Origin of the sequence: Flavobacterium tructae (assembly GCF_001853485.1) — a bacterium.
Lineage (GTDB): Bacteria > Bacteroidota > Bacteroidia > Flavobacteriales > Flavobacteriaceae > Flavobacterium > Flavobacterium tructae.
On the sequence record NZ_MIKE01000029.1, the window covers coordinates 76,626 to 99,167 of the forward strand.

At 35.7% G+C, this 22,542-nt stretch carries 13 protein-coding genes; 9 read left to right on the forward strand and 4 right to left on the reverse strand.

Features of this window, described 5'->3' with window-relative positions:
* Nucleotides 1-14: 14 nt before the first annotated feature.
* Entirely contained in the window at nucleotides 15-4,523 is a 4,509-nt protein-coding gene (locus BHE19_RS21645) for a zinc-dependent metalloprotease (protein ID WP_083342624.1), read from the reverse strand.
* Nucleotides 4,524-4,953: 430 nt separating this feature from the next.
* Between BHE19_RS21645 and BHE19_RS21650 the strand changes: the two genes are divergently transcribed.
* On the forward strand, nucleotides 4,954-5,370 hold the full coding sequence (locus BHE19_RS21650) for an acyl-CoA thioesterase (protein ID WP_070908833.1): 417 nt from the start codon (nucleotides 4,954-4,956) through the stop codon (nucleotides 5,368-5,370).
* A 330-nt stretch (nucleotides 5,371-5,700) separates the two neighbouring features.
* On the opposite strand, the gene BHE19_RS21655 is transcribed toward BHE19_RS21650, so the two are convergent.
* Both BHE19_RS21655 and BHE19_RS21660 read right to left on the reverse strand, forming a co-directional pair.
* Nucleotides 5,701-6,393 carry an SIMPL domain-containing protein gene (locus BHE19_RS21655; protein ID WP_017496643.1) on the reverse strand — a complete coding sequence of 231 codons (693 nt, stop codon included), beginning with the start codon at nucleotides 6,391-6,393 and terminating at the stop codon, nucleotides 5,701-5,703.
* Between the two features lie 53 nt (nucleotides 6,394-6,446).
* Entirely contained in the window at nucleotides 6,447-7,085 is a 639-nt protein-coding gene (locus BHE19_RS21660) for a rhomboid family intramembrane serine protease (protein WP_017496644.1), read from the reverse strand.
* Nucleotides 7,086-7,198: 113 nt separating this feature from the next.
* Between BHE19_RS21660 and BHE19_RS21665 the strand changes: the two genes are divergently transcribed.
* Entirely contained in the window at nucleotides 7,199-8,071 is an 873-nt protein-coding gene (locus BHE19_RS21665; RefSeq protein ID WP_070908834.1) for a lysophospholipid acyltransferase family protein, read from the forward strand.
* Nucleotides 8,072-8,226: 155 nt separating this feature from the next.
* On the opposite strand, the gene glmM is transcribed toward BHE19_RS21665, so the two are convergent.
* Nucleotides 8,227-9,615 (reverse strand): phosphoglucosamine mutase, encoded by a 1,389-nt coding sequence (glmM, locus tag BHE19_RS21670; protein WP_070908835.1) that lies wholly within the window; start codon nucleotides 9,613-9,615, stop codon nucleotides 8,227-8,229.
* Between the two features lie 197 nt (nucleotides 9,616-9,812).
* On the opposite strand from glmM, the gene BHE19_RS21675 reads away from it, so the two are divergent.
* The 7 genes from BHE19_RS21675 (at nucleotide 9,813) to BHE19_RS21705 (ending at nucleotide 22,373) form a co-directional block, all read left to right on the forward strand.
* Nucleotides 9,813-10,400 carry an acyl carrier protein phosphodiesterase gene (locus BHE19_RS21675; RefSeq protein WP_070908836.1) on the forward strand — a complete coding sequence of 196 codons (588 nt, stop codon included), beginning with the start codon at nucleotides 9,813-9,815 and terminating at the stop codon, nucleotides 10,398-10,400.
* 55 nt (nucleotides 10,401-10,455) lie between these two features.
* Nucleotides 10,456-12,141 (forward strand): gamma-glutamyltransferase, encoded by a 1,686-nt coding sequence (ggt, locus tag BHE19_RS21680; RefSeq protein WP_070908837.1) that lies wholly within the window; start codon nucleotides 10,456-10,458, stop codon nucleotides 12,139-12,141.
* 73 nt (nucleotides 12,142-12,214) lie between these two features.
* Complete coding sequence (locus BHE19_RS21685) at nucleotides 12,215-13,999, forward strand: chloride channel protein (RefSeq protein ID WP_070908838.1); 1,785 nt, start codon at nucleotides 12,215-12,217, stop codon at nucleotides 13,997-13,999.
* A 63-nt stretch (nucleotides 14,000-14,062) separates the two neighbouring features.
* Nucleotides 14,063-15,016 (forward strand): Fic family protein, encoded by a 954-nt coding sequence (locus BHE19_RS21690; RefSeq protein WP_070908839.1) that lies wholly within the window; start codon nucleotides 14,063-14,065, stop codon nucleotides 15,014-15,016.
* 100 nt (nucleotides 15,017-15,116) lie between these two features.
* The gene (gene uvrA / locus BHE19_RS21695) at nucleotides 15,117-17,948 is read left to right on the forward strand and encodes an excinuclease ABC subunit UvrA (RefSeq protein ID WP_070908840.1); all 2,832 of its coding nucleotides are present in this window, start codon (nucleotides 15,117-15,119) and stop codon (nucleotides 17,946-17,948) included.
* Nucleotides 17,949-18,593: 645 nt separating this feature from the next.
* Nucleotides 18,594-19,322, forward strand: coding sequence for an LOG family protein (locus BHE19_RS21700; RefSeq protein WP_017496653.1), 729 nt, complete (start codon nucleotides 18,594-18,596; stop codon nucleotides 19,320-19,322).
* Nucleotides 19,323-19,622: 300 nt separating this feature from the next.
* Entirely contained in the window at nucleotides 19,623-22,373 is a 2,751-nt protein-coding gene (locus BHE19_RS21705) for a gluzincin family metallopeptidase (RefSeq protein WP_070908841.1), read from the forward strand.
* Nucleotides 22,374-22,542: the final 169 nt, after the last annotated feature.

The window sequence follows — 22,542 nt, forward strand, 5'->3', positions numbered from 1 at the left end:
CTATTTAAAATCTACTATTTTATTATCTTTTTATCAGGCTGTGCCACACCGTCTACTTTCACCTTCAAAAAGTAGAAACCGTTGGTAAGATTACTGCCATCTACAGTTATAGTGTCATCATTGGCATCGTATGATTTAACAAACATCTTCTGTCCTAAACTGTTATAAATTAATACCTCTACTTTTTTCCCCGAAAATGAATCAGAACTAATGTTTATGACATCATTAAACGGATTTGGATAAGCTTTAAAAGCTGCTTTGCTTTCAAAATCAACACTGCCCAAAGTAGGAAAAGTAAAAGGATTAACTGTAGCGGGCGTTGTAATTAAAGCTTGCGGTCCTGCACTGTAGGCATATCGTATTACTGCAAAACTTTTTCCGTCTGTACTTACGGCTGCTTCAAAATAACCATAATAAGGAATGCCGTTTTTAACAAATGTAAATCCAATGAATCCCGTTTTTCCATTCCAGTTATTATAAGCAGGACTGCTAATCATTGCATCTCCTGACGAATTCCAGTTGTTGCTTCCTCCAATTGTCTGATTGGTTCCAATAAAACTAATTGAACTTGTTCCTGTTTCACTTACTAAACCGTTATTGGTCAAAAATTTCACGCCCTCTTCGCCATACTGCAGCTTAAATTCGGTATCGTTTCCATCTACCTCGGCAGTAATTCTGAAGGATCCCGAAGGACTCGCAGCCGAAACTACTATCGGGGTCGGCAAATCTACTTTAACAACAACATAAGCGTTTGTAAAAGTAAAATCAGTAGTGAACGATTTATTTTCTAAAACTGCTGATCCGCCGGTAATAGCCGGATCTAAAAAGGTAATTGTAGCTGTAGTGGCATTGGCTGCCTCATTAGCAATGGCTTTGCCCTGATAACTTACCTGAACCGTAGTGTTATTTACTACACTCACACTAGCAGTTAAACCCGATGGTAAACCTGTTATAGTAAAATCTGTCCCCTGAACTAAATTGCCTGAACTTTTTGTAAAAGTTCCACCATTTGTTGTCAGTTGTACCGTTACTGTGGTTGTAAAAGTTCCGTTATTTGTTAATTTATCTTCAGCGATTGTTGTCGGATTGTTACTCATCTTAACCACCCCCAACTGGAGAGGCGTAGTAATTGAAGCTGTAGGAGCTGTATTATAGGCATATTTGCTGATCGTATAACTCTGACCATCGGCACTTACAACCGTTTCAAAATAACCATAATAAGGCACTCCATTCTTCGTATATTTAAAACCTATAAAACCTGTTTTGCCGTCCCAAACTGTATAAGTACTGCTTCTTAAAGTAGGAACTCTTGTCCCGTTCCAATTGCTTGCTGCACCAATTGTGACGTTATAGCCTAAGTACGAGATATTGTTAATTCCTGATTCGCAAACCAAATCCTTATCATAATTTTCTAACTTTAAGTCATTGCCGTCAATAAATAACCCGTAGCTGGTATGATCTGCATCTGCCGTAATATTAAACGGATTCCATTTAGAACCTGTAACAGATACTGTTAAAGGAGTTGGAAGATCAACATAAATAATTTTATAAGCGTTCTTAAAAATAAACTTAGTTGTAAAATAATCCGTATCAAGAATCGCAGCTCCTCCGGTAATTGCAGGATTCAGGAAAGTAACAGTCGCCGTGACTGTATTTGAAGCTTCATTGGCCGTCGCTTTACCCGTATAACTCAACTCAGCTGTTGTACTGTTTAATAAAGTAATTACAGGAGTCAAACCTGCTGGCAATCCTGTAACGGTAAAATCTGTTCCCTGAACTAAATTTCCTGAACTTTTTATAAAAGTCCCACCGTTTGTTGTTAACTGAATTGTGATTTTTGTTTCAAAACTTCCATCATTAGTTACAGCATTTTCATTGATTTCATCCGGTGTGGTGGCTAAATGAACAGAAAGATCTGCCGGAATATCCTCCGTAAGTATACCTGCCAGAGGTTCTGTATTGTAAGCATATTCTAACAATGTGTAGGCAGTTCCCTTAGCATTTACTTTCACCTTAAACCAACCATAACATGGTTCATCAGCTATTGTAAATTTAAAACCAATATAGCCCGTCTTACCATCCCATGATTTATAACCCGCATTTCTTAAATTGTGCAGATCAGGATAACTGCCCCCTTCAATAAAATTACTGTTGCCATCAATAAGTTGATTGGCTCCAATCAAACTCATGTTTAAAGAATTGCCCTCACAAACAATAGACTTTGTATAGGTTTCTAATTTAAGATCACCCTTATCCACAAAAACTCCATAATCCTGTTGATCGGCATCCGCTGTAATTCTGAAGAATTTCCACGTATTTTCAGCATCCACGGTATAATTCAGATCTTTCACATGTACAATCGCGTAAGGATCTCTGAAATTAATTTTAACAGCTGCAACAGAAGTTGACAATACTGCCACCCCACCTGTAATAGCAGGATTTAAAAAGGTTACTGCTACCTGAGTACTATTTTCTTTCAAATGCACCGCAGCATTTCCTGTAAAAGCCAATTGAACTTCGGTAGTACTTATTACATTTAGTTTAGCCGTCAAACCAGCCGGAACACCTGTGATCGTATAATCAACTCCGGGAGTTAGTACTCCTGAATTTTTGACAAAAGTTCCATTGTTCGTCGTTAATTTAAAAGAAGAAATTTGAGAAATGCTTCCATTATTAACAGCACTCTCCGAAAGAGAAGCCGGAGAAACACTTAACGCCACTTTATCTGTGATTCCGGTATAAATGGTTCCGCCCGGTTGTGTATTATAAGCATATTCTACAATACTGTATCCTGAACCGTCTGCAGCAACAACTGCTTTTAACCAACCGTAACATTTTTCTCCATCAATGGTGTATTCGAAACCTAAATAATCCGTTTTTCCGTCCCATGCCTTATAAGAAGAGGTTCTAAGATCTAATTGGTTCGGATATGCTCCCGGCGCTGTAAAATTACTGCTTGCATTAATTGCGGCATTAAAGCCGAGAGGAGTAATATTATTAGTTCCTGTATTGGTTACCAGTCTTTTTCCGTAAGTTTCAACTTTTAAATGATTGGCTGCGAATCGCCAGGCACCATATTTTACATCATCTCCTTTTTCAAGCGCAAAATATTTCCAGGTAGACGTTGGCGTAACTGTCATATCGGGTATATCTACATAGAAAATACCGTAAGGATCTCTAAACTTAAAATTCCAACTCAAACCATCACAAAGCATACCACTCACTCCACCATTTAATGCAGGGGCTAACAATGTAATTCCACCGCTGGCAGTATTACTTGCGTTATGATTCGTTGCCGTTCCGCTTATAGTAACGGTAGCCTGATTGCTACTGTTTATAACAATCGCAGCACTTAAACCAGCGGGCAGATTAGAACTAAAATCTACCCCGGAAGTTAAAGCTCCCGACGATTTCGAAAAGACGGTTCCATTTAAAGTAATTACAGCGTTGCCAGTAACCGTTCCGTTATTAGCAATATCTTCTTTAAAACTTGTAACATTTGTGGTTACACTACTTCCGATTGAATTAACACCGGTATCGATCAAATTTTGTGCTGACCATAATGTTTTTCTTGCAGCGTGTTGTAAAGCGGCAAGCATTCTCGCTACCTGTCCTTGTGTAAACATCTTACTGCATCCTTGTGCAGCATTGTACCCCATATAATTCTCGATATTTACTTTGTCACCGTCGCAATTCGTTCCCGGTACACAGCCTAAAGAATGTTTTCCGTCTTCTTTTGGAGTATCATCCACTTCATCAGTCCCTGTGCAGCCACCATCAAAAGTATGGATCAAATTCAGGAAATGACCAAACTCGTGAGTCAGTACTGAGGCAAATTCTTTATTGGTATTTTCTCCCAGATAAGCTCCGTTATAAACGCATCTTGCCAATTTATTATCGGACATCCACGAATCCGGGTACCAGCAAACTCCTGAATTATTGGTAGCTCCATCAGCATACAAATCATTCTGAATGTAAACGTTCATGTACTTGTAATTGTCCCAGGCATCTGCCTGAATTTGACTATCGTACCCACTCCCGTTGCCATATCCGTCTTTTTTTCTTTCAAAAATTACACCGGTGGTACATTTTCCATTGGGATCTATCTGTGCGAGTTTAAACTCAATATTTAAGGTTCCCCTTCTTGCCTGAAAAAAGGGCTCTACAGTATTGAAGTCATCATTCAGACCCTGAAAATCCTCATTAAGATGTTTTAAAGCTGTTTGTATTTTTTCAAGAGTAACTGTTTTACCATTAAACGATGTACCATACACGTGAAAAACAACCGGTATGGTATAAGTAGTATTTACCGAACTTTTATTGGTTTTCAACTTTTTAGCGTATTCTTTACTAAAAAAATTAAACGCTTTACTTTCTTTCAATGAACCGGGGTGGTTCTTTAATTGTAATTCATTGACCTCTTTTGTGCGACAGCTGTGTGAAGGCTCGATTAGATCCTGTGCTTTAATTCCCTGCATACTCCAGAGGCAACACAATACTAATAAAAGTAGTTGTTTTTTCATAATACTTGTTTTGGTTTAGTTTTGTTATTTTGTTAATTATTTACAGAACACATAATTTAAATCTTAATTTATTACGATTTAAATCAAGATACTCCACTTATTATATGAATTAACTTTTCAAATCTAACTTTAACCCAAATGTTATCTTTATGCTATATTAGTATGAAATGATATTATATTATTGTTTTTCAGGGCGACACGATTTTTTAACACAACTTATCTTCTATTTTTCAAAGTTCAGTTTAAAAATTGAGAAGTTTTTTTTATCACAAACACTAAAAAAGAGCCCCTAAATGAAGTTTACAAATTGGTTTTGAATGCTTTGTATTTTCACTTTTATAAATCCGGGATTCTAATCTGATAAAATGATTCAAACGCAACAATATAAAATAAGAAAATACGTTCAAACAGTTCTAACTTTAATTACATTATGGAATACTCAAAAAATTACACTGCTGCGGACGCACACATAGACATACAAGGCATTATGGACGGTTTATATTACCCTTTTTATATGGAAGAATGCCGTCATGACTTTGTTCGGGAGGTTTTAGGTTTTGATTTTGTGCAACAGGCTCAAAATGGCGTATTTATGGTTTTATCCGAATACAGTATCAAATTTATCCGCTCGCTAAAAAAAGACGACAATTTTGATGTTACTTGTGCTGTTTATACCGATGCTCAGGGATTACCGCGTTTGCATTTCAAACAATCGATTATAAAAAACGGAAAAACAATGGCTACGGCTGTATTTACAGGAACCTGTATTCCCGCTACCGGAGGCAGACCATATTTGCCTGAAGAATTGAAAAGTAATTTTGTTGATGCACCTTCATTACAGCTATAAGTAGAGAAAAATCTCTTTCGAAAACATAATATAAATCAATTTCTCTTCTTTGGGATTAGGCTTGTGCCCTTTCAGGGCTAAAACAATCATTATCAATATCCCTTTCATAGTGCTTCGCACTATGCTAGAGCTAAGGCTCTTTCAGAGCGATAGATGGTATTAAACGGGTTATGCAATGCTTCCTTTACCGCAAAGCTTTTTTAAATTATAAAACTCCCGGCATCAAAAAAATATCTTGCTATGATATCTAAGAAGTAGTTAAAACAAAAAATCCCAAACTCCAGTTTTAAATTTGGAATTTGGGATTTGAAATTTATTCTTTTATCAGATCTAGTCTAAAACGAAGCTTACATTTACATTTGCTGTAATTTCAATTTCTCCAACTGCAAGCGTTTCATGTTCAGCACCACCGTTAGTATCCATAGCCATTGATTTCATAGCTGCATACATCGGTCTAGGATTGTATACTTGAGAATTGTCTGAAATTGCAATCGCTTTACCTACTTTTTGTCCTAAAACTGAAACGTAGTCTTCCGCTTTTGCCTTAGCATCTTTAATCGCTAATTTACGAGCTTCTGATTGGTGTTGTGCTAATTTAGAAGATTCAAAAGAAACATTATCGATACGATTGATTCCTTGTTGTACCAAACCTTCCATTACTTCATCGTACTTAGATAAATCTTTCAATACAATTTCTACAGTCTGAGTAGCATTATAACTTGTTTTCTTTTTTTCGTAATCGTATTGCGGATTAAGCGAAACTTGTTTCGTTTTGTAATCAGCAACAGGAACATTCATTTTTTTAATAAATTTCAAAACAGCGTCAATTTTTTCGTCGTTTTGTTTTTTGACATCTTTAGCATTATTCCCTTTTGTTTCCACCGTAGCTGAAATACAAACCTGATCTGGTGCTATTTTTACTTTTCCTTCACCACTTACATTGATTTGAGGAATTTGTTTGACTTCTTGTGCGTAAGACATAGACATAAACATGATGGTTAAAAATAATACTACTTTCTTCATTTTTATTATATTTAAATTATTTGATTAGTGACCTTTCAAAAGTTGTGCCATTGTTACAATTTCCCCAATTTAGCCATCACAAAAAGGATCAAAATTGGGATTGCCAACAATATTACCATTAAGCTATGATCTACAAACAAGGAAGGTTCTTTAATCAAAGTTATGAAATATCCGCCAATTGCACCTCCAAAATGTGCTGTATGTCCAATATTATCATTTTTCGCCTTCATTCCGTATATCGAATACAATAAATATAAAATTCCAAATAAATAAGCCGGCATTGGTATAACAAAAAAGATTCCCAACATCATATCCGGCTGTAACAATATCGCGGAATATAAAACTCCTGTCACCGCACCAGATGCCCCTACTGCACGGTAACTATAATCGTTTTTATGAAACAGCATCGTTAATAAACTCCCGAAAATTAAACTCCCGAAATAAATTAACAGAAAAGAAAAATTACCCAGCCATTGCAGTACCACCGGAGCAAAAAACCAAAGTGTAAGCATATTAAAAAGCAAATGCATCATATCGGCGTGTAAAAAACCGGATGAAAGCATTCTTATTTGTTCTCCTGAGCGAATACTTCCTACATGAAACTCATATTTTCTAAAAAAAGCAAGATTGTTGAAACCCTGATAACTAATCAAAACATTGGCAACTATAATTCCAATCAAAATGGTATTCATAAAAAACTTTTAATGTGAATTGTAAATATAATCATTCTTAAACATATGTTAGCATCAATTCAAAATATCGCTCGTAATTCATTTTTGCTTTATATTTGTAAAAAAAACAATACATGCAATTTCTCGTTTATATAATAGCCTATCCTTTTCTATGGCTTATCTCTATTCTCCCATTCCGAATATTTTACTGGTTTTCTGATTTTGTTTGTTTTCTGATTTACAGAATCGTAGGCTATCGCAAAAAAGTAGTACGTGAAAACTTAAAACTTACTTTGCCACATTTAAACGATGCTGAGCGAAAAGAAATCGAAAAGAAATTCTATAGTCACATGTGCGACATGTTTCTGGAAATGATCAAAACGATGAGCATTTCACCTGAAGAAATGGAAAGAAGATTTAAGACTACGAATATTGAGATTGTAAACGAGTATGCGAAAAAAGGTAAAAGTACCATTCTGGTAGCTGCGCACTACGCCAGTTATGAATGGCTTTTAACCATGAACACTAAAATTGCTTTTCAGGGTATAGCAGTCTATAAAAAAGTGGCCAACCCCTACTTTGATAAATTGGTTCGAAAAATACGTTCTAAATACGATACGGAACTAGTCGAAACCAGAAAAGCGATTCCAACAATGGCTCAAAACCAGCGTAACGGAATTTTAAGTATGTACGGTTTAGCCAGCGACCAATCGCCTAAACTGGACCGAATTTTCCATTCGATGAAATTTATGGGAATTGAAGTTCCAGTGCATACAGGTGCCGAAATGCTAGCCAAAAAATACGATCTGAGTGTTATTTTTGTAAAAGTAAAAAAAGTAGCCAGAGGGTATTACGAAGCGACCTTTGTACCAATCGCCGATAATCCGAATGATTATGAGAACTTTGATATTACTGAAAAGTATTTAAGAGAAGTGGAAAAACAAATTTATGAAGCACCTGAATTCTATTTATGGACGCACAAAAGATGGAAACACAGGATAGAGTAATTTTTTTATGAAATGTGAGATGTAAAATGTGACTTGTGAGTTTTTGGTGTTCAAACCTAAAATACTTTTTCGCTTTTCACTTTTGAGTCTTCAAAATAAAAAAACACCTTTTTCAATATGAAAAAGGTGTTTTTTGTTTGTTATAAGAATGCACATTAAATTCCTGCGATCGCTTTTATTTCATCAATAATTCGAAGTGCCAATACGTCGGCTTTTTCCTGAGAAGGAGCTTCTGTATAAATCCTGATGATTGGCTCCGTGTTTGATTTTCTTAAATGAACCCATTCAGTAGCAAAATCAATTTTCACACCATCAATTGTACTGATATCTTCGTTTTTATATTTTTCGGTCATGGCTTCTAAAATTGCATCAACATCGATTTGTGGTGTTAATTCAATTTTATTTTTACTCATATAATATTCCGGGTAAGAAGCACGCAATGCCGAAACTGACATCTTTTTATTTGCCAAATGGGTTAAAAATAAAGCAACTCCCACCAAACTATCTCTTCCGTAATGAGATTCCGGATAAATAATTCCACCGTTACCTTCACCTCCAATAATAGCATTGTTTTTCTTCATTAACGCTACCACGTTTACTTCACCTACAGCACTTGCTTCGTATTTCCCACCATGAGCAACAGTTACATCGCGCAAAGCACGGGAGGATGACATGTTCGAAACTGTATTCCCCGGAGTTTTACTCAACACATAATCAGCGCAGGCTACCAAAGTATATTCTTCCCCAAACATTTCCCCATCTTCAGAGATAAAAGCCAGACGATCAACGTCCGGATCAACAACTACTCCTAAATGCGCTTTCTCTTTCACTACTAATTCCGAAATATCCGTTAAATGCTCTTTTAATGGTTCCGGATTGTGAGGAAAATGTCCGTTTGGTTCGCAGTATAATTTTACGACCTCCACACCCATTTGTTCCAATAATTTTGGAATAATAATTCCTCCTGATGAATTTACACCATCAACAACTACTTTGAATTTTGCCGCTTTTACAGCTTCAACATCAACCAAAGGCAAATTCAAAACCTCGTCGATATGAATATCCATATAAGCATCGTTTATTGTAATCTCACCCAAGCTGTCAACATCTGAGAAATCAAAAGCCTCTGCTTCTGCAATTTCAAGAATTTTTGCACCTTCTTCTCCGCTTAAAAACTCACCTTTTGCGTTCAACAATTTCAAAGCGTTCCATTGTTTCGGATTGTGAGAAGCCGTTAAAATAATCCCTCCGTCTGCTTTTTCTAACGGAACAGCTACTTCTACTGTTGGTGTTGTAGAAAGTCCTAAATCAATTACATTAATTCCTAAACCTATTAGCGTATTAACTACAAGATTGTGAATCATTGGTCCTGAAATTCTTGCGTCACGACCAATCACCACCGTTAATTTTTCTTTTGATGTGTTGTTTTTCAAAAAAGTACCGTAGGCTGATGCAAATTTTACAGCATCAACAGGAGTCAGGTTATCTCCTACTTTTCCACCGATTGTTCCTCGTATTCCTGAAATTGATTTTATTAAAGTCATTTTTGTGAGTTATGGTTATTTTTTTATCACAAATATAGAAAAGTTACTAAGATTCTAAGGTGCTAAGATTCTAAGTTTTCAGATTTTAAACATGAAGCTATCTGTCATTCATTAAAACGATGTCAAAAAGTTTTTATACTTTTACTAAAATTACGCAGTGTCTTCACAACTAAGAACCTCACAAACTTTAAAAACACATGAATTTCCTAGCTCATATCTATCTTTCAGGTGAAAATGATTTGATTAAAATTGGCAACTTTATGGCCGATGGAATTCGCGGTAAACAGTTTGAACATTTTCCGGAAGATGTTCAAAAAGGAATTCTTTTACATCGTTTTATAGACACTTATACTGATTCTCATGATGTTTTCAGACAAAGTACCAAACGTTTACATGAGAAATACCATCATTATGCAGGCGTAATTGTTGATATTGTCTACGACCATTTTTTAGCCAAAAACTGGGAAAAGTATTCCGATGAAAAACTAGATCGTTTTGTGAATCAATTTTACAGATCGCTGCATGAAAACTATCCTATCCTGACTGAAAAAACACAAGATATGATGCCGTATATGATCAAACAAAACTGGCTTTTGAGTTATCAGACTGTTGAAGGAATACATCAGATTTTAACTCAGATGGACCGAAGGAGATCAAAAAACCAATCCAACATGCAATTTGCTAGTGCTGAACTAAAGGAATTCTATCCGGAATTTGAACATGAGTTCACGCTCTTCTTTGAGGATATGAAAAACCAGGCCAATCAAAAATTACTGTCTCTTTAATACTGCTTTTTACCAAACAAAAGCACCAAATAATACCTTTTAATTTTACATCAACATGAAAAAAATAACTTTCTTATTTACGCTGATCTATATTAGCTGTACTGCACAGCAAAACCCAATAAAGCCAACCGGACTCGTAGTTTCGAAAGCGATGGTGGTTTCGGCACGTGCAGAAGCTTCTAAAGTTGGGGCAGATATCATGAAAAAAGGCGGTAATGCCTTTGACGCAATGGTGGGTACCGAACTGGCACTGGCTGTTGCTTTTCCGTATGCAGGAAATATTGGCGGTGGCGGTTTTATGGTTTACCGAAAAGCCAATGGTGAAGTTGGATCATTGGATTATCGTGAAAAAGCACCACTGGCTGCAACAAAAGACATGTTCCTTGATAAAGACGGAAATGTCATTAAAGGAAAAAGCACCGAAACAGCTTTAGCGATTGGAGTTCCTGGTACTGTTGCCGGAGTTTTTGCGGTTCATAAGAAACTAGGATCTCTTCCGATGTCTGAAATTTTAAAACCTGTTATTGCCCTTGCCGAAAAAGGTGTGATCGTAACCTTAAAACAGCAAAAGCAACTGGAAGCTTATCATGACGCTATTGTAAAAGTAAATGGACCGAATACCCTTATGGCAGGAAAATTTAAGGAAAATGATACAATCAAATATGCCGCTCTGGCCAGCACTTTGAAGCGTATTCAAAAGAACGGAAAAGATGAATTTTACAAAGGTCAGACTGCTAAAACTTTAGTAAATTATATCCAGAAAAAAGGAGGAATCATAACTCTTAAAGATTTAGAAAAATACGAAGCCAAATGGAGAAAACCATTACAGTTTGATTATAAAGAACTGAAAATAACATCCATGTCACCACCAAGCAGCGGCGGAATTTGTCTGGCTCAAATTATGAAAATGATTAGTCCTTTTTATTTATCCAAAATGGGACACAATACTCCGGAATCCATTCAGGTGATCGTTGAAGCTGAACGAAGAGCTTATGCGGACAGAAGTCAGTTTTTAGGCGATCCGGATTTTGTAAAAATTCCGATGAATGCTTTATTGTCTGATGCCTATTTAAAAGACAGAATGTCGAGTTTCAATGCTGAAAAAGCGAGTTTATCTTCTGAAATTAAAGAAGGAAAAGTAACGTACAATGAGAGTACCGAAACGACTCATTATTCGATCGTGGATGCACAAGGAAATGCCGTTGCCGCTACTACAACCATAAATGATGCCTTTGGATCAAAATACTACTGTGATGAATTAGGTTTCTTTTTAAACAATGAAATGGACGATTTTAGTGCAAAACCGGGATCTCCTAATATGTTTGGCCTGGTAGGAAATGAAGCGAACAGTATTGCTCCTCAAAAAAGAATGCTGAGCTCAATGACTCCAACAATTGTCGAAAAAAACGGTAAACTCTTTATGGTAGTAGGTACTCCGGGCGGATCGACTATTATCACCTCGGTATTACAGGCAATTTTGAATGTATATGAATATAATTTAAGCATGCAGGAAGCCGTTAATGCTCCACGTTTTCACCATCAGTGGCTTCCGGATCTTATTACATTTGAACCTGGTGCCTTTAGCAACGTTACAATTGACAAGCTAAAAGCAAAAGGATATCTGATCAATGAAAAAAACGCTCCCGTAATTGGTAAACTGGATTGTATTTTGATTCTTCCGGACAATTCTCTTGAAGGCGGGGCTGATTTTCGTGGAGACGATACAGCAGTAGGTTTTTAATTTAGTTCTTTATTTGTATTTATTTATAACATTATAGAGTAAATTTGTATTTCCCTAACCATTTACAAACGGCATGCTAAAAAAATATTTTAGAAAACTAGAAAACATTATCGCTTTAGGACAATCGTTAATGACCCCGAAGCAATTTATTTTCCTGTCAAGCGTTTTAATTGGTATTTCCTGCTCTTTGGCGGTAATTGTTTTAAAAACTTTTGCCCATAGTGTTTTTTCATTTGCCACTTATATCAACGGAATTTTAAAACTAAGCTTTATTAATAGTATCCTGCCGATTATCGGTATTGTACTTACTGTATTTGTGATCAAAAGGGTTTTGAACGGTAGCATCGAAAAAGGGACTTCACAAATACTATATGCCGTTGCAAAAAAAGCAAGTATAATTCCCAGAAAACAAATGTATGCACAAATCGTTACTAGTTCGTTAACGGTTGGTCTGGGAGGTTCTGCAGGTTTGGAAAGTCCTATTGTGATTACGGGAGCTGCTTTTGGATCGAATTTCGCCCAAAATTACAGACTCCCTTATAAGGATAGGACTTTGCTCATTGGCTGTGGTGTTGCTGCCGGAATTGCTGCGGCTTTTAATGCTCCTATTGCAGGAGTTCTTTTTGCCATTGAAGTTTTACTGGTAGACGTAAGCATTTCTGCCTTTACTCCTATTATGATCTCGGCTGCAACAGGCGCTTTAGTTTCTGCTATCGTTTTAGACGAAACCATTTTATTATCTTTCAAAAAACAGGAAGCTTTTAATTATCATAATATTCCGTTTTATGTTCTTTTAGGGATACTAACTGGTTTCATGGCTGTTTATTATGCCCGAAATTTTCAAAAAATTGAACATTATTTTGCCAGTCTAAAAATAGGAGCCTATAAAAAAGCCTTAATAGGCTCTTCGCTATTGGCCTTACTTATTTTTATTTTTCCAACATTATTTGGTGAGGGTTACGAGAGTATCAAAACGCTATCTGAAACTGATCCGGGGAAAATATTAAACAATACTTTATTTGAAGATTTCAGAAACAATCAGTGGGTTTTACTGTTGTTTGTAGGATGCACCATGATGGTCAAAGTTTTTGCTTCGGCACTTACCCTCGGAAGCGGCGGAAATGGTGGTAACTTTGCTCCCTCTCTATTTCTTGGGTCCTATTTGGGGTACTTTTTCTCTAAGTTTATTAGTCTAATTGGTCTATCAAAACTTCCTATTAGTAATTTTACAATGGTTGGAATGGCCGGAATCTTAAGTGGGTTGTTTCATGCTCCGCTAACCGCCATTTTCTTAATTGCCGAAATTACGGGTGGTTACAGCTTAATGATTCCGCTAATGATTGTATCTTCAATCAGTTTCGCTATTTCAAAACGTTTTGAAAAATATTCCTTAGACGTTAAGGGCTTAGCTAAAAAAGGGCACGCTTTTACAAGTAATAAGGATTCCAATATATTATCTACCTTAGATATTGATTCGATCATCCAATGCGACTACCTAACGGTGCATCCGGATGAAAATTTAGGCAAACTTGTCGATCTTATCTCACACTCCAACCAAGTGGTCTTCGCTGTCGTAAACAATGAGAAAGAACTTGTTGGTATTGTTCATTTTAATGATATTCGTGAAATTATATTTAATGCTTATCGTGTTAAATATACTGCCATTAAAGATGTAATGAAAACACCGCTAGTTACTATTTCTTCTTCTGACAGTATGGAAATTGTAATGAGTAAATTTGAACAATCCAAAACAGCCTTTCTTCCCGTTATCCGAAACGAAAAATACTATGGTTTCATCTCCAAATCTATAGCACTTGAAGCCTATAGAACCAAACTGCGTTCTATGACAATTGAGTAGTCTTAATATCGGATAGGTTAAAATTTTGGATTATCCGATATTAAGAAGTACTTTTGTTGGGTAATGTGGGATATAGACTTAACATATAGAACTGAATTTCAATCTACCTTTGATCGATTGTATCAAAAAAGGCTCGATCTGCAGAACAGCAGACCACTGCCGAACATTGCTTTGCATAAAATCAGAGAGAGTTTATCTTTAGAATGGACCTATAATTCGAACAGCATCGAAGGTAACACTATGAGCTTACGCGAAACACAAATGGTCATTCAGGAAGGCATTACCATCAAAGGAAAATCGCTTCGGGAACATTTTGAAACCCACAATCATGATAAGGCGATTGATTATCTGTATGAAATTATAGACGATACCTACAAACTCCGAAGCATTGATATTTTGTCGATTCACGGATTAGTTTTGCGTTCTATTGAAGATGATTTTGCCGGCCGTTTGCGCAACGGAGGTGTCCGTATCTCCGGAGCTAATTTTATGCCGCCCAATGCCAACAAAGTTTCAGATTATCTCGATGAATTAATTGATTTTATCAATACAAATCCATTAGATCTCAACGATATTGAATTGGCTACGATTTATCATCATAAGTTGGTCTGGATTCATCCTTTTTTTGATGGAAATGGCCGTACAGTGCGCTTAAGTATGAATTTATTGCTAATGCGTTGTGGCTTTCCTCCGGCTATTATCCTAAAAAATGACCGAAAGAAATATTACGAAGCCCTTAATCAGGCAAACAATGGCAATTATCAGAAATTAACTCTTTTGATGTGTCAAGCTTTAGAACGAACTTTAAATATCTATCTAAATGCAATGCCGGGCAACGATTACGATTATCAAAAAATATCTGATATTGTAAGCGAACCTGAAACCCCATACGGTCAGGAATATGTAAGTTTACTTGCCAGAACAGGTAAAATAGATGCTTATAAAGAAGGCCGAAACTGGTACACTACCAAAGAAGCCATCGAAGAATATATGCTTACACGCAAAAGAAAACGCTAACTTTGGTTAGCGTTTTTTGTTACTATTTGTAACATAAACTTTTACAATCCAGTATAAAAAGAACAAATCAAAGTGGTAACTTTGCCTTTTGCTCAAATTTATGTTAGAAAAAGACAATACTATTGAAGTTCTTGGTGCAAGAGTTCATAATCTAAAAAATATAGACATTTCAATTCCGCGTGAAAAACTGGTAGTTATTACCGGTCTGTCGGGCTCGGGAAAATCATCTTTGGCATTTGATACTATTTATGCCGAAGGACAGCGTCGCTATGTAGAAACGTTTTCGGCTTATGCCAGACAGTTCCTTGGAGGCCTGGAGCGTCCCGATGTAGATAAAATCGACGGACTTTCACCCGTAATTGCAATTGAACAAAAAACAACCAGTAAAAGTCCGCGCTCGACTGTTGGAACTATTACCGAAATCTACGATTTCCTAAGACTTCTTTACGCCAGAGGTGCCGACGCGTACAGCTACAATACGGGAGAAAAAATGGTTTCTTATTCTGACGAGCAAATCAAAGATTTAATCATACAGGATTTTAACGGAAAACGCATCAATATATTAGCTCCTGTAATTAAGGCCAGAAAAGGTCATTATGCAGAGTTGTTCCAGCAAATTACCAAACAAGGTTTTCTAAAAGTACGTGTCAATGGTGAAGTTCAGGATTTAGTTTCCGGAATGAAACTAGACCGTTACAAAACGCACGATATTGAAATTGTAGTCGACAGAATGCTGATTGAAAATACCGAAGACAATCAGAAACGTCTTTCTGAAAGCATCAATACGGCGATGCACCATGGAGAAAACGTTTTGATGATTTTGGATCAGGACACTAATGAAGTACGCTATTTCAGTAGAAATCTGATGTGCCCTTCGACGGGTATTTCGTATCAAAATCCAGAACCTAATTTATTCTCTTTCAACTCTCCCAAAGGAGCTTGTCCACATTGTAACGGTTTAGGAACGGTGCACGAAATCAATGTCAAAAAAATTATTCCAAATCCGAAATTATCTATTAAAGCGGGAGGTTTTGCTCCCCTTGGCGAATACAAATCTTCATGGATATTTAAACAATTAGAAGTTATTGGTGAAAAGTATGGTTTTAAAATAACAGATCCTATTGAGAAAATTTCTGAAGAAGCCATGAATACAATTCTACATGGCGGAAAAGAGAAATTCACCGTAAATTCTAAAGACCTTGGCGTAACCCGCGATTACAAAATAGATTTTGAAGGAATTTCCCATTTCATCAAAAATCAGTATGACGAAAGTGCCTCTACTACAATTAAACGTTGGGCAAAAGATTTCATGGACGAAGTTAATTGTCCCGTTTGTGAAGGTTCCCGTTTGAAAAAGGAAGCTCTGTTTTTCAAGATTAATGAAAAAAATATCACTGATTTGTGTGATATGGATATTTCTGATTTAACCACCTGGTTCCTGGATTTACATACCCACCTGACTGACAAACAACTCCTTATTGCTTCAGAGGTCGTTAAAGAAATCAAGGATCGCTTAAACTTCCTGATGAATGTTGGTTTGAATTATCTGGCTTTAAGCCGAAGTTCAAAATCACTTTCGGGAGGCGAAGCGCAGCGCATCCGTCTGGCTACTCAAATTGGATCACAGCTGGTTGGTGTTTTGTACATTCTGGATGAACCAAGTATTGGCTTGCATCAGAGAGATAATGAAAAATTGATTAAATCATTAGAACAATTACGTGATATCGGGAACTCGGTTATTGTGGTTGAACATGATAAAGACATGATCGAAACTGCCGATTATGTAATTGACATTGGTCCAAAAGCCGGTAAATATGGTGGTGAAATCATCAGCATTGGAACTCCAAAAGAAACCTTAAAATCTAATACTATTACCGCTCAATACCTGAACGGTAAAATGAAACTGGAGATTCCAAAGGAACGCCGTAAAGGAAACGGTAAATCACTAAAACTTACAGGAGCGACCGGAAACAACCTGAAAAATGTTTCGATCGAATTGCCTTTAGGACAATTGATTTGCGTGACAGGTGTTTCAGGGAGTGGAAAATCAACTCTAATTAACGAAACACTCTATCCTATTTTAAACGCTTACTATTTTAATGGTGTTAAAAAACCGCAACCGTATAAAAAAATTGAGGGATTAGAACATATCGATAAAGTAATAGATATCGACCAAAGTCCAATTGGAAGAACTCCACGTTCGAATCCGGCGACCTATACTGAAGTTTTTACAGAGATTAGAAACCTGTTTACCATGACTTCTGAAAGTATGATTCGCGGTTATAAAGCAGGGCGTTTTAGTTTTAACGTAAAAGGCGGACGCTGCGAAACCTGCGAAGGATCTGGGGTTAGAACTATCGAAATGAACTTTTTACCAGATGTCTACGTAGAGTGCGAAACCTGTCAGGGCAAGCGCTTTAACAGAGAAACACTCGAAATTCGATACAAAGGAAAATCAATTTCAGATGTTTTAAACATGACTGTTGACGAGGCAGTTCCATTTTTCGAAAACATTCCGAAAATCTATCGAAAAGTAAAAACTATTCAGGATGTTGGATTGGGATATATTACACTCGGACAACAAAGCACAACATTATCCGGCGGAGAAGCACAACGCATCAAACTGGCTGGTGAGTTATCCAAAAAAGATACCGGAAACACCTTTTATATTCTGGACGAACCTACGACTGGATTGCATTTTGAAGACATTCGTGTTTTGATGGACGTGATTAATAAATTGGTAGACAAAGGAAATACAATCCTGGTAATCGAACACAATATGGACGTGATTAAACTTGCCGATTATATTATCGATATTGGCCCTGAAGGTGGAAAAGGTGGCGGACAATTGATCGCCAAGGGAACTCCCGAAGAAGTAGTTAAAAACAAGAAAAGCTATACCGCTAAATTTTTAAAAAAGGAATTAGAATAAAAATATCATTGCCAGGGTTTAAAACCTTGGCAATGACTTTTGTCTCCCTTTGAAATTAAATCAACTAAATAATATTTGGTCGAGCCTATGGCTCTTTTTATTGTTATGTCCATTTTATTCGACGGATTAAAATCCATCGCTACAATATTGACCGAGCCTATGGCTCTTTTAATGTTACACCTGTTTGATATGACGGAATAAAATCCGTTATCAATAAACCAACCACATGAATAAGTTCCGTAGGAACAACATATTTGTAGCAACGGATTTTAATCCGTTGAAATAAAGAAACCATCGCAGAAGAGAGTTCCATAGGAACGATATATATTTATCCGTAAATCAAAACCTTTTAAGACAAGATAAAGAATTACCACAAAACCGTTTTAATTTACTGATAATGAATAACAACTCAATACCCCCTTTTATTTAGATGCTATATTTAAATTAATAAATTTTATTTTTTGCACCAATTCACAAAAAAAGGCTTAATTTAGCTAGCCTTTTTGTCAAAATCTCAAATTTTGACAGTGCTTTTTTTGATAGAAAAACAACCATTCGATCAAAAATATGTAAACAGGCACCACTCTTTTGTCCATGCTAAAAAGAGAACAATTTTAAAATAATATAAATTATAAAATACCTAAAATGAGATTAGAAGATTTTGATAATGATGAGGATAAAGTAATTCAGGACCGTTTAAAACAAAAAACGTGGAATGAAATCAGAACGAATGACAGCTGGGCGATTTTTAAAATCATGGCTGAATTTGTAAACGGTTACGAAAGTATGGGGCGTATTGGTCCATGTGTATCGATTTTCGGTTCGGCAAGAACAAAACCAGAAGACAAATACTATTTATTAGCCGAGAAAATTGCTTATAAAATCAGTAAAGCAGGTTACGGAGTTATCACAGGAGGTGGTCCCGGAATCATGGAAGCCGGAAACAAAGGAGCTCACTTAGGTGGTGGAACTTCGGTTGGATTAAACATCGAATTGCCTTTTGAGCAACATTTCAATCCTTATATCGACCACGATAAAAACCTTAATTTCGATTATTTCTTTGTGAGAAAAGTAATGTTCGTAAAATATTCACAAGGTTTTGTGGTAATGCCGGGAGGTTTTGGAACTCTTGACGAAATGTTCGAAGCCATCACTTTGATTCAAACTAAAAAAATTGGAAAATTCCCTATTATATTAGTTGGAGTTGAATTCTGGTCAGGATTAATCGAATGGGTTAAAACTGTACTGGTAGAAAAAATGCACACGGTTAGCCCTGAAGATTTGAACTTATTTAAAATTGTAGACACTGAAGACGAAGTAGTTGACGTATTGGATAAATTCTACAAAAAGTACGATTTGAGTCCAAATTTCTAATAGAGACATCTGTCTTTTAAACGAATTTGAAAATTTAAATTTCGTACTTAACCGTTAAAAACTGAGACAAATATAGTACTGTGTATGATTCAGTTAAATAAAATACTACAAAAATTAAAAGCTGTTTTTTAAACAGCTTTTTTTATACTATTTTTACAAAAAACCAGAATCATTATTTACTTGTGAGTTTATTTATAATTTTAATCATTTGCTCTATCCTTGAAATCTTTTTATAAAATTATATTCTATCTTTTTGTTCTATTAAGCTCGATAAAACAATATGCGCAACATCAGTCTAAGATGGAAGTCGCTGTCAACATAGAACTCAAAACCCTGAATATCAAACAGGATATCACTTATCACAACACTTCAAATGATTCTTTGATTTCAATAGTTCTTAACGATTGGAACAATGCTTTTTCTGATAAAAACACACCATTAGCCAGACGATTTTCTGATGAATTTTACAGAGGTTTCCACTTAGCAAAAACTTCTGAAAGAGGGAGCACAACTGTTTTGAGTCTTACTGATTCAGACAATTCCGCACTTGAATGGGAAAGAACTGAAAAAAATCCCGATTATATCGTAGTAAAACTAAATAAAAAATTACGTCCGGGAGAAAAAATTGACTTGCACTTAATTTATATTGCCAAAATACCAAGTGACAAGTTTACTCGTTATGGTTTTGATCAAAATGGAGGAATGAATTTAAAAGACTGGTTCATAACTCCTGCCCGTTTTGAAAATCACCGTTTTATGAAATACGACAATTTCAATTTGGACGATATTGCCAATGCAAGTACAGATTATGAACTTGAAATAAAAATACCCAACCAGTATGCTATAACGACTGATTTGAATCCGGTTTCGAATGACACTACTAACTCTTCCTTTAAAACGTACCAGTTCTCAGGAAAAAACAGAACTGATTTTAGTCTGTTCATCGAAAAACAAAATGGTTTCACAAGTTACGATAACGGGTCACTTGAGGTACTTACAAATCTTAAAAACAAAAGACTAACCGAAATTCAGAGTGCGATTATCATCAATAAAGTAGTTACTTTTGCGAACTCTTTTATTGGAAAGTATCCACACCAAAGAATCACTGTTTCTCAGGTAGATTACGATCGAAATCCATTCTACGGACTGAACCAGCTGCCTTCGTTTATCAGTCCGTTTTCAGATGAATTTGTTTTTGAAATTACATTCCTGAAAACCTATCTGAATAACTACCTTAAAAACAGTCTGCGTCTGGACCCCAGAAAAGACAACTGGGTTTATGACGGGATTCAGATTTATGCGATGATGAAGTACATCGAAGAAAATCATCTGGATCAAAAAATGCTTGGAAGGCTCTCTGACATGAAACTCTTTTCTGGTTTTAACATCACTAATTTGACTTTCAACGAGCAATACAGCTATTACTATATGTTAATGGCTCGTAAAAATCTGGATCAGCCTTTGGGTGATCCGAAAAATACTTTAATCAAATTCAACGAACAAATCGCGAGTAAATATCGTGCAGGTTTAAGTTTTAGCTATTTAGATGATTATTTAAATCACAATATTGTTCCCGAAAGTGTGCAGGAATTCTACGATTTAAATAAAACGGAACAAACAAACCGATACGATTTAGAAAAAATACTAACCAAAAAAAGTCCAAAAAAGATTGACTGGTTTTTTAACACCATTATAGGATCACGTGACATCATCGATTATAAGTTCACCCATGTTTCTAGAACGAAAGACACTGTCGCTTTTCGAATTAAAAACAGAACCGGTATCTATGCTCCTATTCCTATATATGGAATTAATAAAAATGAAGTTGTTTTTAAAGAATGGGTCGAACCAAAAACAGCCGATTCAACCTATATTTTTGAAAGAAAAAATGCCGACAAAATTGTCATCAACTATGACAATGAGGTTCCGGAATACAACCAAAGAAATAATTGGAGGTCCATAAAAAGTTTGGTTATTACTAATCGTCCTATCAAATTTAATTTTGCCAAAGATCTCGAAGACCCTTATTACAATCAAATTTTATACATACCGACTCTTAATTATAACTATTACGACGGTCTGACTCCCGGTATGCGTCTTCACAACAAAACAATTTTAGACAAACCTTTTACGTTTGATATCGAACCGGCTTATTCCATTAATGCAAAAACTTTTTCCGGTTCTTCCTCATTTTCCTGGAATCAATACTATCGAAACAGCACCTTATATAATGTACGCTATTCCCTAAGCCAAAATTATTACCACTACGCTCCTGACGCCACCTATTTGAGACTGAATCCGATGGTACAGTTTAGAATACGTGAAGAAAATTTCAGAGATAACCGAAAACAACTGATCATGTTCAGACAGGTTATTGTAAATCGTGAAGCAAGTACTTACATCAAAGACAATTCCACTCCAAATTATTCTGTTTTTAATGCCCGTTACGTTAATACAAAAATGGAGCTGGTAAATCATTTTAATTTTATGACGGATGTTCAGTTCTCAGGAAAATTTGGAAAAGTAGCTGCAGAAATTGAATACAGAAGACTTTTTGAAAACAATCGCAAACTAAATTTAAGATTGTACGCCGGAAGCTTTTTATACAATCGAACAAACTCTGATTATTTTAGTTTTGGTTTAGACCGACCGTCTGATTATATGTTTGATTACAATTTTTTCGGCAGATCAGAAAGTACCGGAATTTTCAGTCAGCAATATATAATAGCCGAAGGTGGTTTTAAATCTAAAATAGCACCAAGATATGCCAATCAATGGATGGCTACCCTAAATGCGAGCTATGCTATTTGGAACTGGATTGAGGTTTACGGAGATGTAGGTTTAATGAGAAGCAAGCATCAAAGCGAAAATTTCAGATATGATAGTGGTATCCGGTTAAATTTAGTTCCGGATTATTTTGAATTGTACTTTCCGGTTTATTCTAATAACGGATGGGAGATTTCGCAAAATAAATACAGTGAAAAAATACGATTTATCGTCACATTTTCACCAAAAACATTACTTAATCTTTTTACTAGAAAATGGCTTTAATCGAATGAATTAGTTATAAAAACATAAATTATTCGCACTAAAAAAACAAAAAAACTAAATATCACTTAAAAAACACACCCTGTTTTAGCAATTTAATTACATATAATTAAATTATATTTACTTTAATGAATTATGATTATTGATACTTTTTAATTATTTTTGCTCCGAA